At 76.6% G+C, this 16,676-nt stretch carries 13 protein-coding genes; 10 read left to right on the top strand and 3 right to left on the bottom strand.

Annotated features, from left to right (window positions below; translation table 11 throughout):
* Nucleotides 1-27: 27 nt before the first annotated feature.
* The 5 genes from BJ989_RS16105 to BJ989_RS16085 all read left to right on the top strand — a co-directional run bounded on the left by BJ989_RS16105 (nucleotide 28) and on the right by BJ989_RS16085 (nucleotide 7,170).
* A complete protein-coding gene (locus BJ989_RS16105; protein WP_179519076.1) occupies nucleotides 28-426 on the top strand; it encodes a pyridoxamine 5'-phosphate oxidase family protein in 399 nt (132 codons plus the stop codon).
* Nucleotides 427-488: 62 nt separating this feature from the next.
* Nucleotides 489-4,331: an ATP-dependent RNA helicase HrpA gene (hrpA, locus tag BJ989_RS16100; protein WP_343049440.1), complete on the top strand. Its 3,843-nt coding sequence runs from the start codon at nucleotides 489-491 to the stop codon at nucleotides 4,329-4,331.
* Between the two features lie 37 nt (nucleotides 4,332-4,368).
* On the top strand, nucleotides 4,369-4,989 hold the full coding sequence (locus tag BJ989_RS16095) for a hypothetical protein (protein ID WP_179519074.1): 621 nt from the start codon (nucleotides 4,369-4,371) through the stop codon (nucleotides 4,987-4,989).
* Nucleotides 4,990-5,135: 146 nt separating this feature from the next.
* Nucleotides 5,136-5,705, top strand: a complete 570-nt coding sequence (locus BJ989_RS16090; RefSeq protein WP_179519073.1) for a type II toxin-antitoxin system PemK/MazF family toxin — start codon at nucleotides 5,136-5,138, stop codon at nucleotides 5,703-5,705.
* A gap of 61 nt (nucleotides 5,706-5,766) precedes the next feature.
* A complete protein-coding gene (locus BJ989_RS16085; protein WP_179519072.1) occupies nucleotides 5,767-7,170 on the top strand; it encodes an extracellular solute-binding protein in 1,404 nt (467 codons plus the stop codon).
* 3 nt (nucleotides 7,171-7,173) lie between these two features.
* On the opposite strand, the gene BJ989_RS16080 is transcribed toward BJ989_RS16085, so the two are convergent.
* Together BJ989_RS16080 and BJ989_RS16075 are read right to left on the bottom strand one after the other, a co-directional pair.
* Nucleotides 7,174-8,523, bottom strand: a complete 1,350-nt coding sequence (locus tag BJ989_RS16080; RefSeq protein ID WP_343049439.1) for an HRDC domain-containing protein — start codon at nucleotides 8,521-8,523, stop codon at nucleotides 7,174-7,176.
* A 5-nt stretch (nucleotides 8,524-8,528) separates the two neighbouring features.
* Nucleotides 8,529-9,158, bottom strand: a complete 630-nt coding sequence (locus tag BJ989_RS16075) for a DUF3000 domain-containing protein (RefSeq protein ID WP_179519071.1) — start codon at nucleotides 9,156-9,158, stop codon at nucleotides 8,529-8,531.
* A 70-nt stretch (nucleotides 9,159-9,228) separates the two neighbouring features.
* Between BJ989_RS16075 and hemE the strand changes: the two genes are divergently transcribed.
* The gene (gene hemE, locus BJ989_RS16070) at nucleotides 9,229-10,278 is read left to right on the top strand and encodes a uroporphyrinogen decarboxylase (RefSeq protein WP_179519070.1); all 1,050 of its coding nucleotides are present in this window, start codon (nucleotides 9,229-9,231) and stop codon (nucleotides 10,276-10,278) included.
* Here the strand turns inward: hemE and BJ989_RS17930 are convergent.
* Nucleotides 10,247-11,200: a DUF4349 domain-containing protein gene (locus tag BJ989_RS17930; RefSeq protein ID WP_179519069.1), complete on the bottom strand. Its 954-nt coding sequence runs from the start codon at nucleotides 11,198-11,200 to the stop codon at nucleotides 10,247-10,249. The genes hemE and BJ989_RS17930 overlap by 32 nt on opposite strands.
* A gap of 60 nt (nucleotides 11,201-11,260) precedes the next feature.
* Between BJ989_RS17930 and hemG the strand changes: the two genes are divergently transcribed.
* From hemG to BJ989_RS16045, 4 genes are all read left to right on the top strand, one after another.
* Nucleotides 11,261-12,733: a protoporphyrinogen oxidase gene (gene hemG / locus BJ989_RS16060; RefSeq protein ID WP_179519068.1), complete on the top strand. Its 1,473-nt coding sequence runs from the start codon at nucleotides 11,261-11,263 to the stop codon at nucleotides 12,731-12,733.
* Nucleotides 12,730-13,455, top strand: a complete 726-nt coding sequence (gene hemQ, locus BJ989_RS16055) for a hydrogen peroxide-dependent heme synthase (protein ID WP_179519067.1) — start codon at nucleotides 12,730-12,732, stop codon at nucleotides 13,453-13,455. The genes hemG and hemQ overlap by 4 nt, the downstream gene beginning before the upstream one ends.
* Nucleotides 13,456-13,514: 59 nt before the next feature.
* Nucleotides 13,515-14,192 (top strand): hypothetical protein, encoded by a 678-nt coding sequence (locus tag BJ989_RS16050; protein WP_179519066.1) that lies wholly within the window; start codon nucleotides 13,515-13,517, stop codon nucleotides 14,190-14,192.
* Between the two features lie 564 nt (nucleotides 14,193-14,756).
* Entirely contained in the window at nucleotides 14,757-16,418 is a 1,662-nt protein-coding gene (locus tag BJ989_RS16045; protein WP_179519065.1) for a hypothetical protein, read from the top strand.
* Nucleotides 16,419-16,676 lie beyond the last annotated feature (258 nt).

The raw sequence follows: 16,676 nt of genomic DNA, 5'->3' as shown, positions 1-16,676 counted from the left end.
GGGCGTGCCGCGGGAGGAGGACGAGCCGTGGAGCACCACCGCGTCGCGCTGGACGCGCGCACCTGCCGGGACCTGCTCGACCTCGAGAGCGTCGGCCGGGCGGCCTTCGTCGTCGACGGCCGACCGCAGGTGCAGCTGGTGGCCTACGTGCGCGTGGGGGACCGGCTCGAGGTCGCCGCGGGCGCCGGGAGCGCGCTGGCCCACGTCGACGACGACGCCGTCGTGGCCGTGCAGGTCGACCGGGTCGATCGCGACCGGGGCGACGGGTGGAGCGTGGTGGCCACCGGGCCGGCCCGCCCCGGCCGCCACCTCGCCGACGGGTCGTGCACGGTCGTGGTGGCGCTCGCAGGCCCGGGCTGCGAGGTCACCGGCCGCTGGGTCGGCGCCGCGGCGCTGACGGGCCCGGCGGCCCTCGCCGCACGCTGACCCGGCCCCGCACCCGGGGCGACGCGCGCCCGGTTGCGGCTGCCGCGACAATGGTGCCCGCCGTGGACACCTCCCTGCAGATCACCTACCCGCCCGCGCTGCCGGTCACCCAGCGCCGCGACGACATCGCCGCCGCGATCCGCGACCACCAGGTGGTGGTCGTGGCGGGCGAGACCGGGTCGGGCAAGACCACGCAGCTGCCCAAGATCTGCCTCGAGCTCGGCCGCGGTGCGCCCGACGAGCGGGGGCGGCCGCGCCTCATCGGGCACACCCAGCCCCGACGGATCGCCGCGCGCAGCGTCGCCGAGCGGATCGCCGACGAGCTCGGCACCGAGCTCGGCGGGCCCGACTCGCCGGTGGGCTACCAGGTGCGCTTCACCGACCGCACCTCGCGCGCCACCCGGGTCAAGCTGATGACCGACGGCATCCTGCTCGCCGAGCTGCAGCGCGACCGAATGCTGCGGCGCTACGACACGATCATCGTCGACGAGGCGCACGAGCGCTCCCTCAACATCGACTTCCTCCTCGGCTACCTCAAGCGGCTGCTGCCGCAGCGGCCCGACCTCAAGCTCGTCATCACCTCCGCCACCATCGACACCCAGCGCTTCGCCGACCACTTCGCCGACGAGCGGGGGCGCCCCGCGCCCGTCGTCGAGGTCTCGGGCCGCACCTTCCCGGTCGAGGTGCGCTACCGCCCGCTGCTCGACCTCGACGCCGTCGACGACGACGGCGAGCCGGTGGTGCGCGACCAGACCGAGGCCGTGGTCGACGCGGTGCGCGAGCTCTCCGGCGAGGGGCCCGGCGACGTGCTCGTCTTCCTGCCCGGCGAGCGCGAGATCCGCGACACCGCGGATGCGCTGCAGGAGCTCGTCGGCGCGGCCCGCCCCGGCCGCTCGCTCGAGGTGCTGCCGCTCTACTCGCGCCTCAGCGCGGCCGAGCAGCACCGCGTCTTCTCGCCCTCGGGCAGCGCGCGCCGCGTCGTCCTCGCGACCAACGTCGCCGAGACCTCGCTGACCGTGCCCGGCATCCGCTACGTCGTCGACACCGGGGTCGCCCGCATCTCGCGCTACTCCGCGCGCACCAAGGTGCAGCGGCTGCCGATCGAGCCGATCAGCCAGGCGTCGGCCAACCAGCGCTCCGGGCGGTGCGGGCGCGTCGAGGCCGGCATCGCGGTCCGCCTCTACAGCGAGGAGGACTTCGAGGCGCGCCCCGCGTTCACCGACCCCGAGATCCTGCGGACCAACCTCGCCAGCGTCATCCTGCAGATGGCCGCGCTCGGCCTCGGCGACCTCGCCCGCTTCCCCTTCGTCGAGCCGCCCGACCGACGCAACGTCACCGCCGGGCGCCAGCTCCTCGAGGAGCTCGGGGCGCTCACCGCCGACGGCCGGCTCACCCGGACGGGCCGCCGGCTCGCCCGCATGCCCGTCGACCCCCGGCTCGGCCGGATGGTGCTCGAGGCCGAGCGCCTCGGCTGCGTGCGCGAGGTGCTCGTCATCGCCGCGGCGCTGTCGCTGCAGGACCCTCGCGAGCGCCCCGTCGAGCAGCAGGCGCAGGCCGACCAGGCGCACGCGCGGTTCACCGCCGAGGGCAGCGACTTCCTCACCCTGCTCACGCTGTGGCGCCACCTGCGCGAGCAGCAGCGCGAGCTCTCCTCCTCGGCGTTCCGCCGCATGTGCAAGCGCGAGTTCCTCAACTACCTGCGGGTGCGCGAGTGGCAGGACTTCGAGTCGCAGCTGCGGCAGGTCTGCAAGGAGATGGGCGTCGAGGTCGGGCGCCCCGCCGACCAGCCCGACGCCGACGGCATCCACCAGGCACTGCTCGCCGGGCTGCTCTCGCACGTCGGCGCGCTGGAGCAGCGCGAGGAGAAGGAGGGGCGGGGCGGGCGGCGCGGCCCGCGGGAGTACCTCGGTGCCCGCGGCACCCGCTTCGCGATCTTCCCCGGCAGCGGCCTGCACCGGAAGAACCCGCCCTTCGTCATGGCCGGCGAGCTCGTCGAGACCAGCCGGCTGTGGGGCCGCCAGGTCGCCGCCGTCCAGCCCGAGTGGGCCGAGCGGCTCGGCGCCCACCTGGTGAAGCGGTCCTTCTCTGAGCCGCACTGGTCGACCAAGCGCGCCGCGGTCATGGCGCGCGAGCGCGTCACGCTGTACGGCGTGACGCTGGTCGCCGACCGCCTGGTCAACTACGGCCGGGTCGACGCCCCGCTCGCCCGCGAGCTGTTCATCCGCCACGCGCTGGTGCAGGGGGAGTGGTCCGCGCTCGCGTCGGGACGGCTGCGCTTCCACCGCCGCAACCAGGCGCTGCTCGCCGAGGCCGAGGAACTCGAGCACCGCGCCCGCCGGCGCGACATCGTCGTCGACGAGCAGACCCTCTTCGACTTCTACGACGCGAGGGTCGGGCCCGAGGTCGTCAGCGGTGCGCACTTCGAGCAGTGGTGGAAGCAGGCACGGCGCGAGACCCCCGACCTGCTCGACTTCGACCCCGCGATGCTCACCCACGACACCGCCGCCGAGGTGCGGGCGGCCGACTACCCCGAGGAGTGGCGGGCCGCGGCCGACGAGGGCCTGACCTTCTCGATCTCCTACCACTTCGAGCCGGGCGCCGCCGACGACGGGCTGACCATCGACGTGCCGGTGGCGACCCTCAACCGCGTCGGGGCCGACGACTTCTCGTGGAACGTGCCGGGGCTGCGCGAGGAGCTCGTGACCGCGCTCATCCGCAGCCTGCCCAAGCAGCTGCGCACCAGCTTCGTGCCCGCGCCCGACAAGGCCCGCGAGTTCCTGCGCGACGTGCCGCCGGGCGAGGAGCCCCTGCTCGACGCCCTCGAGCGGTGGTGCCGCTCGACGCGGGGCGTGGTCGTCCCGCGCGAGGCGTGGGACTGGTCGAAGGTGCCCGAGCACCTGCGGCCGACCTTCCGCGTCGTCGACGACCGCGGGCGCGAGGCCGCGCGCGGGAAGGACCTCGAGGCGCTCAAGGAGCCGTTGCGGCCGCGCTTCGCGGCGGCGATCGCCGAGGTCGCGGCCTCCAGCGGCGTCAGCGCCACCGGGCAGACCACGTGGACCTTCGGCACCGTCGAGCCGTCCTTCACCGAGGTGCGTGCCGGCCACGAGGTGCGCGGCTTCCCCGCGCTCGACGACGAGGGCGCGACCGTCGGCCTGCAGGTCGTCGCCTCCGCCGACGAGCAGGAGGCGCGCCACCGCCTCGGCGTCCGCCGCCTGCTGCTGCTCGCCCTCGAGCGTCGCGACCCGGGGCTGGTGAAGCGGGTCGTCGACGGCCTGGGCAACGCCGAGAAGCTCGGGCTCGCGGGCTCGCCCTACCCCTCGGTGGCCGACCTCCTCGAGGACTGCCGGGCCGCGGTGGCGGGCGGGGTGGTCGACGCGCACCCGGTGGTGCGCGACGCGGCCGCGTTCGACGCCCTCGTGACCGCGGCGGCGCGCGACCTCGAGCCGGCCGTGCGGGCCGTGCTCGGCGACGTGCTGCGCGTGCTCGACGCCTGGCGCCGCGCCGAGCGCGCGCTGTCGGGTCGCGCCGAGATGACCACCCTCCCGGCGCTCACCGACATGCAGGCCCAGCTCGCGCGCCTGGTGCACCGCGGCTTCGTCGGCGAGGCCGGCCCGCGGGTGCTGCGGCGCTACCCCGTCTACCTCGCGGCCCTCGAGCACCGCCGCGAGCGGCTGGGCAGCGGTGGCGGGGCCGTGGCGCGCGATCGCCAGCTCGCCGACCAGGTGGCCTCGCTGCAGGACGCCTGGCTGCACCAGGTGGCGGCGCTCCCGCCGGGGCGGCCGCCCGGGGCGGGGCTGCGGCAGGTGCGCTGGATGCTGGAGGAGTACCGCGTGTCGCTGTGGGCCCAGCAGCTCGGCACCGACGGGCCGGTCAGCGACGCCCGGATCCGCAAGGCCCTCGGCTGAGGCGGGCGGCGCCGCGGGCACGCCGTACCCTCCTGAGGTGAGCCCGTCCGACCCGAGCCGCCCGCACCACCGGCCCACCCAGCCGGGGTCGCGCTTCTTCGAGGCGGTGGCGGGCGGGGCCGATCCGGCCGAGGTGCGCGAGGCGGCCGACCGCGCCGCGGTGCTGCTGGTGCGCGGGGCCCGCGGCAGCGACGACGAGGCGGTCGCCGACCGGCTGCTCCACCTCGCCGAGACCGAGGGCCTCGAGACCATCGCCGACCTGTGGTCCGGCGCGCCCGCCGACAGCCTCGCCGGCGCGCTGTTCCGCCTCTACCTCCTGCGCTCCTGGGTGCACGCCGCCCCGGTCGCGGTCGCCCGGGAGTACGACGCGGGCCGCGCCCGCGCGCAGGTCGCGCGCGTCGTCGCGGGCGTCGCCGACCCGCCGGGCCCCGACGAGCTGCGCGCGATGGTCGACGAGGTGCTCCGCGGGATCGCCGAGCGCGACTTCGCCGACGTGCTGCTGCGGGCCTCCGCCTTCGCCCGCGTCGTCGCGACCGGCCGCGCGACCCTCGGCCTGGCCGCCGGCGCGGGCGCCGGGGGCGGCGCGGAGCGGGTGCTGACGCTGGCCGAGCAGCTCGAGCACGCGGCCCACCTGGAGCTGCGCCACGGACTGGCGTGAGGTCCTTCCGTGCCGCGCCGGAGCCGTTAGACTCGACCACGGTGCGCCGGGCCGCGGCAGCCCCGGGTCCCAACTGAAGCCGCTGCGAGCGGCCACGCGCCGTGAGGCGCTCCCGGTCCGGTGCACCGCCCCCTAGCCTGGGGCCCATGAGCTCCTGGAGCCGCGTCCTGCGCAAGGCCCTCCCCGCCGTGCTTCCCGTCGTCGTGCCGATCGTGCGCGACGCCCTCGCCTCGCGCGGCTCGACCGCGTCGTCCCGGCGGCCCACGCCGTCGCCCGCCCCCTCGCCCGCCCCCACGCGTGCGCCCGCGTCGTCGCACCGGCGCGGCGCCGGCCCGATGGTCGGCGACTGGGAGCCCACCGCCGACGGCCGGCCCGACCCCGGCGAGGTCGTGTGGGCGTGGGTGCCCTTCGAGGAGGACGCCAGCCAGGGCAAGGACCGGCCCGTCCTCGTCGTCGGCCTCGACGGCGACGAGGTGCTGGCGCTCCAGCTGACCAGCCAGGACCACGACCGCGACGCGGCCCAGGAGGCCCGGGCGGGCCGGCTGTGGATGGACGTCGGCTCGGGCGGCTGGGACCGCAGCGGCCGGCCCAGCGAGGTGCGGCTCAACCGGCTGCTGCGCCTGCCCGCCGCCGACGTCCGGCGGGAGGGGGCCGCCCTCGACCGCACGACGTACGACGCCGTGGTCGCCGCCGCGCGGCCCCACCTCGGCCTCTAGGCGGCACGATCCCCCCGCTAGGGTGACCGGGCCCGTGGGGGAGAGCGAGAGGGGTCCAGCGGTGTCGTGGCAGCAGGTGTGGTGGCAGGTGTCGACGCGCGGTCGTCGCAGGGTCGCCGCGGCCGCGGCCGCGCTGGTCGTCACCTCGTCCCTGGCCGCCTGCACGGGCGAGCCCGAGCCCGACCCGGCCCCGTCGCCCACCGACGCGACGTCCTCCGCCGCCGCGCCGGCCCCGCCGCTCGACTTCGGCGTCTTCGGCCCACCCGACGAGCTCGCGGCCTGGGAGCGCGTGGTGGCCGACTGGAACGCCACCCACCCCGCCGTGCCCGCCCGCCTGCTCGCCGACCGCTCGGCGTCGTCGGTGAGCGAGGAGATCGCCGCGGGCGACCTGCCCGACGTCTTCCTCGCGACCTCCGACCAGCTGCCGGAGCTGCTCGCCGCCGACCTGCTGCAGCCGCTGGGCGAGCCGCTCGACGCCCGCGGCGTCGACTTCGGCGACGGCTACTCCCGCGACGCCCTGCAGGCCTTCAGCGCCGAGGACGACCTGCAGTGCATGCCGTTCGGCATCTCGCCGACCGTGCTCTACGTCAACACCGACCTCGTCGACCCGGTGCGCATGGCCGCGCGCGGGCTGCCGGTGCCGAGCTCGCCCACCGAGTGGGACTTCGAGGAGTTCGCCGCCGCGGCCCGCTTCGCCACGCGCCCGCGCCGCGGTGTGCGCGGCGTGCACGTGCCGCCGACGCTCGACGGCCTGCGTCCGTGGGTGCTCGCCGGCGGCGGCGAGGTCTACGACGACGAGGAGCCGCCCACCTCGTTGACCCTCTCCTCCGAGGAGTCGCAGGCCGCCCTGGAGACGCTGCTGACCCTGCTCCGCGCGCCCCAGGTCACCCCGACCCCCGAGGAGCTCGGCGACCGCAGCGCGGTCGAGCTCTTCGAGCAGGGCCGGCTCGCGATGCTGCCGGGGGAGCGGGCCCTCGTGCCGCAGCTGCGCCGGGTGCAGGGCCTGTCCTTCGACGTGCGTCAGCTGCCGCGCCTCGACGGCACCGTCACCACCGGCACGGTGACGGGCCTGTGCGCCGCGGCCGACGCCGACACCGACGCGGTGGCCGACTTCCTGCTGCACCTGCTCGACCCCGACTCGGTCGCGGCGGTGGCGCGGGAGGGCTACCTCGTGCCGGCCGAGCTCGCGGTCGCCGCCTCCGACGCCTTCCTGCAGCCGGGTCGTCAGCCGTCGCAGTCGCAGGCGTTCCTCGACGCGGTGCGCGACATCGTGCCGGCCCCCGAGCTCGGCGAGCCGGGCACCCGTGCGGCCCTCGACGCCGTCGTGGCGCCCGCGCTGCGCAGCATGCTCTACGACGCGGTGATCGAGCTCGACGAGCTCACGGAGTCGATCGACGCCTCGTCGCAGAACGTGCTCGGCCCGGAGGTCGACCCGGCGTCGCCGGAGGCCACGCCGGAGGGCTGAGCCTCACTCCTCGCCGGTGGGCTCCGGGGTGGGCTCCGGGGTGGGCTCCGGGGTGGGAGCCGGCTCGGCGTCCGCGCGCAGCACGGCGTCGACCACGAGCGCGGTGGCCTGCTCGACCTGCCAGGGTCGCGCGCCGAGGTCGCGCAGCTGCGCGGCGACCGCGTCGGCGAGGGCGGCGGGCTCCCGGGTGGCGGGCGGGGTCCACAGCACCCGCCGCAGGTAGTCGGGGGTGAGCACCTGCTCCACCGGCATGCCCAGGCGTTCGCCGAGGGCGGTCATCTCCTCGCGGGCGAGGGCGAGCCGGCGGGCGGCGACGGGGTCCTTCTCGGCCCAGGCGCGCGCCATCGGCGGGCCGTCGCTGCGCGGGGAGCGCGCGGGCAGCTCGGACTCCGGCAGGTCGGCGGCCTCGCGGAGCGCGGCCACCCAGCGGTGGGCGTAGCGCTCGGCGCCGCGGCCGTGGAAGCCCGAGGTGGCCAGCAGCGCCGACCGGTCGCGCGGGTCGGCGCGGGCGGCGGCCACGATCGCGGAGTCGGGGATGACCCGGCCCGGGGTCACGTCGCGCTCGGCGGCGATGCGGTCGCGGGTCTCCCACAGCGCACGCACGGCGGCGAGGCCCCGGCGGCCCCGCACCTTGTGCATGCCGGAGGTGCGTCGCCACGCCTCGTGCCGCACGGGGGCCTGGTGGTCGAGCAGGTGCGCGAACTCCTGCCGGGCCCACTCGGACTTGCCGGCCTGCTCGAGCTCGGCCAGGAGCGCCTCGCGGAGCTCGAGGAGCACCTCGACGTCGAGTGCGGCGTACTCGAGCCAGGGCTCGGGCAGCGGGCGCGTCGACCAGTCGGCAGCGGAGTGCTCCTTGCGCATGCGGCGGCCGAGGACGGTCTCGACCAGCGTGCCGAGCCCGACGCGGGGATAGCCCAGGAGGCGGCCGGCCAGCTCGGTGTCGAAGAGCGAGGCCGGGCGCAGGCCGACCTCGGCGAGGCAGGGGAGGTCCTGGGTGGCGGCGTGCAGGATCCACTCGGCGTCGCCGATGGCCGTGGCGAGCGGCTCGAGGGAGTCGAAGGCGATCGGGTCGACGAGCCAGGTGCCGGCACCCTCGCGTCGCAGCTGCACGAGGTAGGCGCGCGCCGAGTAGCGGTAGCCCGAGGCGCGCTCGGCGTCGATCGCGACGGGGCCCGTGCCGGCGGCGACCGCGGCGCAGGCCTCGGCCAGCCCGGCGTCGGTGTCGACCACCCGCGGCAGCCCGTCGCGCAGGGTCAGCAGCGGGGCTTCGGGGGCCTCAGCGACGTCGGGGGCCTGGGGGGCCTGGTCCTCGGTGGGCTCGGGCTGCGCGGGCTCGGACGGCACGGGGCTCACGGCGCTCAGCGCGCGCCGCGCTGCCCGCGGCGGCTGGGCATGGCGGTGACGCCCTCGGGCACGGGCTCGAGGCCGGCCGCGGTGCAGAGCAGCTCGCCCCACGCCTCGACGTGCGGGGTCAGGTCAGGGGCGCCACCGACGCCGGTGTCGCCGGCCGGGGTCCAGGAGGCGCGGACCTCGATCTGGGCGGTGCCGTCCTCCTCGCCCATGCCGCCGAAGCTCTCGGTGGCGACCCGCGTGACGGTGCCGGACGGGGCGGCGTAGGCGGCTCCGTGGGCGTCGAGCGCCTCGGTGAGCCACGACCAGCCGACCTCGCCGAGCAGCGGGTCGGTGACGAGGTCGGGGTCGATGTCGGCGCGCACGTAGGCGACGCAGCGGAAGGTGCCGGCCCAGGCGTCGTTGCCGGCAGGGTCGTGCAGCACGATGATGCGGCCGGTGCCGACGTCGGTGCCCTCGACGGTCACGTCGGCGGTCAGCGCGGCAGCGTAGGGCGCGATGCGCTGGGGGGCCGGCATCTCCTCGCACAGCACCTCGGGCCGCAACCGGGCCCGCTGCATGCCGTCGACGGCAGCCCGGAACTCAGGGGGCTGCGCGGCAGCACCCGTGCCCGGGTGCGCCTCCTGACCGACGACCATGGGCCCACCCTAAGCACGCCCCTGCCCCGGGAGGTTGGGACACGCCGCCCTGACCTGGGAGGATCGGCGCGTGACCGCCAGCCCCGCACCGCACCCCGGCCTCGCCGACAGCGCCTTCCTCAAGGCCGCGCGCGGGGAGCCGGTGCCGCACACCCCGGTCTGGTACATGCGCCAGGCGGGCCGGTCGCTGCCGGAGTACCTGAGGGTGCGCGAGGGCGTGGGGATGCTCGAGTCCTGCATGGACCCCGCCCTCACCGTCGAGATCACGCTGCAGCCCGTGCGCCGCTACGGCGTCGACGCCGCCATCTTCTTCTCCGACATCGTGCTGCCGCTCAAGGCCGTCGGCGTCGACCTCGACATCGTGCCGGGTGTGGGACCGGTGGTCGCCCACCCGGTGCGCACGCTGGCCGACGTCGAGGCGATCCCCGACCTGACGCCCGACCACGTGGACTTCACGACCGCGTCGGTGCGCGCGCTGGTGGCCGAGCTGGGCGCCACGCCGCTGATCGGCTTCGCCGGCGCGCCCTTCACGGTGGCCTCCTACCTCGTCGAGGGCGGGCCCTCCAAGGAGCACGCCAAGACCAAGGCCATGATGTTCGGCGCGCCCGACGTGTGGGACGCGCTCATGCGCAAGATCGGCGGCATCGCCGCGGCCTTCCTCGAGGTGCAGGTCGCCGCGGGGGCCTCGGCGGTGCAGCTCTTCGACTCGTGGGCGGGGGCGCTCACGCCGCAGGACTACGCCGAGCACGTCCTGCCGCACTCGGCCGCCGTGCTCGAGCGGGCGGGCCGCCTCGGGGTGCCGCGCACCCACTTCGGCGTCGGCACCGGCGCGCTGCTGCCCCTGATGGCGGAGGCGGGCGCCGACGTCGTCGGCGTCGACTGGCGCACCCCGCTGGCCGACGGCATCCGCGCCGTCGGCGACCGCTCGGTGCAGGGCAACCTCGACCCCACCCTCGTCTTCGCCCCAACCGAGGTCATGCTCGCCCGTGCCGCCGAGGTGGTGGAGGCCGGCAAGGCCGCGCGGGGGCACGTCTTCAACCTCGGGCACGGCGTCATCCCGTCCACGGACCCCGCCCAGCTCGAGCGGCTCACGGAGTTCGTGCAGCAGCTCCCTCGCTGAGCGCGGCCGTCCGGTGCGGCGCCCAGCGCCGCAGCACCAGCCAGGCCGGCACGCCGAGCAGTGCCAGGACGACGAGGAAGGGCAGCACGGCGCCGACGGCGGTGAGCACCGCCACCGTCGATCCCTGCAGCGCGTCCCACCCGGCACCGAGTCCGGCGAGGAAGCCGTCGTCGTCGGCCGCCGGCTCCGGCCGGTCCTCGGGACGCTCGACGAGCACCGTGACGGTCGCGAGCGCGGTCTGGTCGGCGAGGAAGGCCTGCTGCTGCTTCAGCGAGTCGAGGTCGGCCTGGCGGCGGGTCAGCTGCGCCTCGACGGCCACCACGTCGCGCAGCCGCTCGGCGCGCGCGAGCAGCAGCTCGACGCGCTGCAGGCTCGCCTCCTGCGCACGCACCCGCGCCGCCACGTCGATGACCTGGGTGGTCACGTCCTCGCTCACGCGCTTCGCCGACCGCAGCGTCGCGGAGTCGAGCGCGGCCAGGGCGGTCATCGTCTCGTCGAAGGCGGCCGACGGCACGCGCAGGACGAGGCGGGTCCGGCGTACCTCGCCGTCGCGGTCGGTGCCGGTCTGCTCGTCGGAGACCTCGCCGCCCACCTCGTCGACCACCCGCTGCACGTCGAAGCGGGCCGCGCCGACGTCGTCGGACTCGAGCGACACGGTGCCGGTGGAGACGACGGTGCGCTCCTGGGCCCGCCGGAGCGTGGCCGGCGCGGCGCGCTCGCCAGTGCTGCCGGTGGCGCGGTCGACCGCGCCGGCGTCGTAGGCGGCCGACTCGGCCGCGGCCGCGGGGGCCTCGGCGTCGGCACCACCGGCGGAGCTGCTGTCGGTGCCGGCGCCCGTGCAGCCCGCGAGCAGCAGCGCCGCCAGGGCGAGCGCGGCGGCCCGGCCGGCGTGGGGGCGGAGGGTGGGGCGGGAGGTCGTCATGGGGGTGGGACGGGTCGGGGCCCGGGCCGGTTCCCGCGGGCTGCCTGCCACAGTGGTCGGGTGAGCACCCACGCGCGCGAGGCCTCGCCCGGCTCCCCGACGGTGGTGGTCGGCGGCGGTGTCGCCGGGCTGGCGGCGGCCCACGCCCTGGTCGAGGCCGGCCGGCGGGTGCTGCTGCTCGAGGCCTCCCCGGAGCTCGGCGGCAAGCTGCGCACGGCGGAGGTCGGGGGCGTCGCGGTCGACGTCGGCGCGGAGGCGATGCTGGCGCGGCGACCCGAGGGCGTGGCGCTGGTGCGGGCTGCGGGGCTGCCCGTCGTGCACCCGGCCGTCGTCTCCTCGCGGTTGTGGGTGCGCGGCGCGCTGCGACCGCTGCCCCGCTCGCTGATGGGCGTGCCCCTCGACCCCGACCAGCTGGCGGGCACCGGCCTGCTCGACGATGCCCAGCTGGCCCGGGTGCGCGCCGAGCGCGACCTGCCGCCCGAGGTGGTCGGCGACGACGCCGACGCCACCGTCGGCGAGCTCGTCGACCGGCGCTTCGGGCCCGCCGTCACCGACCTGCTCGTCGAGCCGCTCCTCGGCGGGGTGTACGCCGGCCACGCCCGTGCGCTGTCGGCGCGGGCGGCCGTCCCGCAGCTGCTCACCCTGGCGACGCGCGGCTCCGTGCTGGCCCAGGCTCCTGGTCAGCAGGCCACGCACGAGGGCCCGGTCTTCGCCGGCGTCGCCGGCGGGGTGGGACGGCTGCCCGCCGCGCTGGCGGCGGGGCTGGAGGCCACCGGTCGCGCCGAGCTGCGCACCGCGGCGACGGTCCGTGCGCTGCGGCGCACCCCGGAGGGCTTCGCCCTCGTGGTGGGGCCCACGACCGCGGAGGAGGAGGTGCGCGCGGCCGCGGTGGTCCTGGCCGTGCCCCCGGCCGCCGCGGCGCGGCTGCTGCGCGAGGTCGCGCCCCTGGCCGCCGACGAGGTGGGCGGGGTCGAGACCGCCTCGGTGGCCGTCGTCACGCTCGCCTACCGCGCCGCCGACGCGTTGCCGCTGCTGGGCGAGGACGCGAGCGGCTTCCTGGTGCCGCCCGTCGAGGGCCGTGCGGTGAAGGCGTCCACGTTCAGCTACGCCAAGTGGGCGTGGGTGCGCGAGGCCGGGCGGGGTGCCGGCCCCGGCGGGGAGGACCTCGTCCACCTGCGCACCTCCCTGGGCCGCCACGGCGAGGAGACCGCGCTGCAGGCCGACGACGCTGCGCTCGTGCGGGCCTCCCGCGACGACCTGCGCGCTGCGACCGGCCTCGACGCGGTCCCGGTCGACACGCACGTGCAGCGCTGGGGCGGCGGGCTGCCGCAGTACGCCCTGGGCCACGTCGCCCGCGTCGCGCGCGCCCGGGCGGCGGTCGCCGCGGTGCCCGGGCTCGCGGTCTGCGGCGCGGCGTACGACGGTGTCGGCATCCCCGCCGTCGTCGCCTCCGCGCAGCGCGCGGTGCGCGAGCTGGAGGAGGCCGACGCCACACGCGGTGGGTCCGCCGGCCCCGGCACAATGGAGCCATGACCGACGCCGCCTCGACCGCCGAGCAGACCAACGCCGCGCGCCTGCGCGAGCTCAACGCGACCGTCCGCTACACGATGTGGTCGGTCTTCCGGCTGGCCGACACCCTCGGCGACGGCGCCGACCGCGCCGCGGAGGCGGCCGAGGTCGACGCGCTGTTCGCCGAGCTGGCGGGCGAGGACGTCACGGTCCGCGGGGTCTACGACGTCTCCGGGCTGCGCGCCGACGCCGACGTCATGGTCTGGTCGCACGCCGCCGACTCCGAGCAGCTGCAGTCGCTCTACCACCGCTTCCGCTCGACCGCCTTCGGTCGGCGCCTCGAGCCGGTGTGGTCGCAGATGGCGCTGCACCGCCCGGCGGAGTTCAACAAGTCGCACATCCCGGCCTTCCTCGCCGACGAGGAGGCGCGCCGGCACGTGTGCGTCTACCCGTTCGTGCGCTCCTACGAGTGGTACCTCCTGCCCGACGAGGAGCGTCGCGCCATGCTCGCCGAGCACGGCCGGATGGCGCGCGGCTACGCCGACGTCCGGGCCAACACGGTCGCCAGCTTCGCGCTCGGCGACTACGAGTGGCTGCTCGCCTTCGAGGCCGACGAGCTGCACCGCATCGTCGACCTGATGCGCGACCTGCGCGCCTCGACCGCCCGGCGCCACGTGCGCGAGGAGGTGCCGTTCTACACCGGCGCCCGCGTCGAGGTCGGCGAGCTGCTCGCGCGGCTGCCCTGAGGCTCGACCCCGCACCGTCGCGGAGGGAACCGCCGGGGCCCGGGCGACGTCACACCGGCATGCGCCCCCCGAAGCTGCTCTCCGCCCCGGCCCTCCTCCTCGCCCTGACCCTCCTCGCCGCCTGCTCCGGCGGCGGCGCCGTCAGCGCCGGCGACGGCGCTGGGGACGCCGCCGGCGACCCGCCCGCCGGCGTGACGGCGGAGCCGTCGGCCGTGCCGACCGCCTCGCCGGCGTCGGAGGGGGTCGTCAGCACCCGCGTCGCCGTCTACGTGATGGATCGCGGCGACGGCCCGCCCGAGCTCTGCCTCGGCGCCGTCGCCGAGTCGTGGCCGCCGCAGTGCGGTGGCCCGCAGCTCGTCGGCTGGGACTGGGCCGGCCTCGACGGCGCCGAGCGCCAGGGCCCCGTGCGGTGGGGGACCTACCTCGTCACCGGCACCTGGGACGGCACCGCCCTCACCGTCACCGACGCGCTGCCTGGCATGCAGGTGACCACGCCGCCGCTGCCCGACCCGCTCGCCGACGTCCCGCCCCTCGCGACGCCGCCCTCCGAGGCCGAGCTCGCCCGGATCGCGGAGGAGGTCTCCGGCCTCGGCGGCGCCCAGGGCGCCTACCCGGTCGAGGGTCGCGTCCTCGTCGACGTCACCTTCGACGACGGCTCCCTGCAGGCCTGGGCCGACGAGCAGTACGGCGCCGGCGTGGTCGTCGTCGTCAGCGCCCTGGCCCCGGTCGACGCCTGACCCCGCGCCGGCTGGTCAACCGACGAGCCCCCGCCCCTCGTCTGACCAGCAGCGAGCGTCAGCGAGCGTGTCGAGACCCGGCGACGGGCCCGCCCGCCGACCTGAGCCCGAGGGGTCGCGCGCTGCACTCCCGCCGAGGGGTCGCGCGCTGCTGATCCGTCGAGGGGGCGCGCACTGCGCTCTCGTCGAGGGGTCGCGCGTTGCGCTCGTGTCGAGGGGTCGCGCGTTGCGCTCGTGTCGAGGGGTCGCGCGTTGCGCTCGTGTCGAGGGGTCGCGCGTTGCGCTCGCGTCGAGGGGTCGCGCGTTGCGCTCCCGCCGAGGCGTCGCGCGCTGCTCACCCGCCGAGCGCTGCGCCCGCGTCGAGGGGTCACGCGCTGCGCTCGCATCGAGGGGTCGCGCGCTGGGGCACTCGGGTGGTCGAGGAGGCACGCAGTGCCGTCTCGAGACCGGAGTCCAGGCCGGCTGCGGGCCACTGCTCGTGCACAGGCCGACGGCCAGGATCCGTCGTCCACAGCCGGATCCGAGCCACCGGTGACTGTCGGTGGTGGGTGTTTGACTTCTCTCATGACGACCAGCCCGGCGCCCGAGCTCGACACCGCGGTCGCGGTGCTCGATGCCGCCGTGGGTGCGGTCATGGACCAGCGCGCCGCGGACGCCCGGCTGATGTACGCCGCGTGTGTCTGGGCTGATCTGCACCCCGCCGACGCGTTGGACGTGGCGACGGTGGCCGGCACCTACGGCGACACCGCCCTGAAGGTCGCTGGGTCGTATGGGCCGGGGGTGACGGAGTTCGCGGTGGCGGAGTTCGCGTCCCGGTTGGGGCGTTCCACCGCCTCGGGTGCTGCCTACCTCGGCCAGGCCGTGGTGTGTCGTCACCTGCTGCCCCGGTTGTGGGATGCGGTGCAGGCGCATCGGGTGGACGGGTGGCGTGCCCGCCTCGTCGCCCGCATGGTCCTCGGCAGAAACCTCACCCCCGAAGCCGCAGCCTGGGTGGACCGGCACGTGACACCGGTGGCGCAGACCATCGGCGCCACCACCCTCGAACGCCTCGTCGCCGAAGCACTGGCGCGGTTCATGCCCGATGAGGCGGAGCTGGCCCGGGCCGAGGCCCGCGAGCAACGCCGGTTCGATGTCCACATCGACGGCCGTCCCGGCGATGACCTGACCGGGACGGTGGACGCCACGGGGTGTTTCGACCTGCCCGACGGCATCACCATCCACGACGCCGTCACGGAGGAGAAGCAGCGGCTGCGTGCACTGGGCGCCACCGCTGAGTCGGGGCCGTTGTCGGCGCAGGCCCTGCTGAACCTCGTGGTCCGTGGCTCTGACGGCGCGTCGGCGCAAGGCACCCTCGACCTGCTCACCGGCGACGATGGCGCAGCGGCTGGTGGTCGAGCAGCGAGCCCTGGCGAGCGTGTCGGGGCCACCGGCACCGAGTCACTACAGCCGCGCCCGCAGCCGAGCCGCCGGCAGCGGCGGTACCTGCTGCACCTGCACCTGTCCGACGCGGTGCTGCGCACCTCGATGTTCCCCGGTCGGCTGGCTGCCGGTGACGGGGCGGTGGGACGGGTGGAGGAGACCCGAGCGCCGGTGTCGGCGACCGCGATCCGCGACTGGCTCACCACCGCCGGGATCGACGGGGTCGCGCCCCACGTGACGGTGCTGCCGGTGCTCGACCTGGCTGAGGCGGTGCACACCGAGGCCTACGAGGTCCCACGCCGCCTGGCCCACCACAGCGCTCTGACGCACCTAGCGTGTGTGTTCCCGTGGTGCGGACGCGCCGCACGCAGGTGCGACCACGACCACGCCGTCCCCTACAACCCGGTCAACCGTGCTGGCGAAGCGGACGCGGCGGGCGAGGCGTGTGAGGCGGGCGATGGGCCCGCGGGTGGGCCGACCTGCAGCTGCAACATCGCGCCGCTGTGCCGGCCGCACCACCGGTTGAAGACCCACGGGCACGCCGCCACCAGGTGGACCCTCACACCCGCAGGCGCCGGCGCCTGGCTCTGGCGGTCACCGCACGGGGCGCACTACCTGCGCGACCGCACCGGCACCCGACCACTCGACGGGCCCCTCGCCCACGACACCGGACCACCCGACACCGGACCACCCGACACCGGTTCACCGCCCGGCTCCGGCCCGGCGCAGGAGTGTGACACCGGGCCGCCACGCGACGACGACCAGCCGCACCACAACGACACCGGTCCACCCGCACCCGCGGACTGAGGACAGCGCGCACGTCGCCCTGGTCTCGACACGGGCCTTGGCGGCCCTGCTCGACCAACGGACGAGGCGCGCTCCCGGCATCCCTCATTCGCCTCGTACGCCCCCGTCCACCTCCACTCGACGACAGCCCGCACCCCATCTCCGGGGTGACGGGCTCGTCGTGCTGCCCCGACCGCCGTGGGCGTCCGGGTGCGGGGGTCTCCACACGGGCCCGGCGGCCCTGCTCGACCACCGGGGCGGCGGCGGCGCTGCTCGACC

This window comes from Nocardioides perillae, assembly GCF_013409425.1.
Classification (GTDB): Bacteria; Actinomycetota; Actinomycetes; order Propionibacteriales; family Nocardioidaceae; genus Nocardioides; species Nocardioides perillae.
Note: the sequence above shows the minus strand (reverse complement) of the source record. Positions and strands in the feature narration are given on the sequence as shown.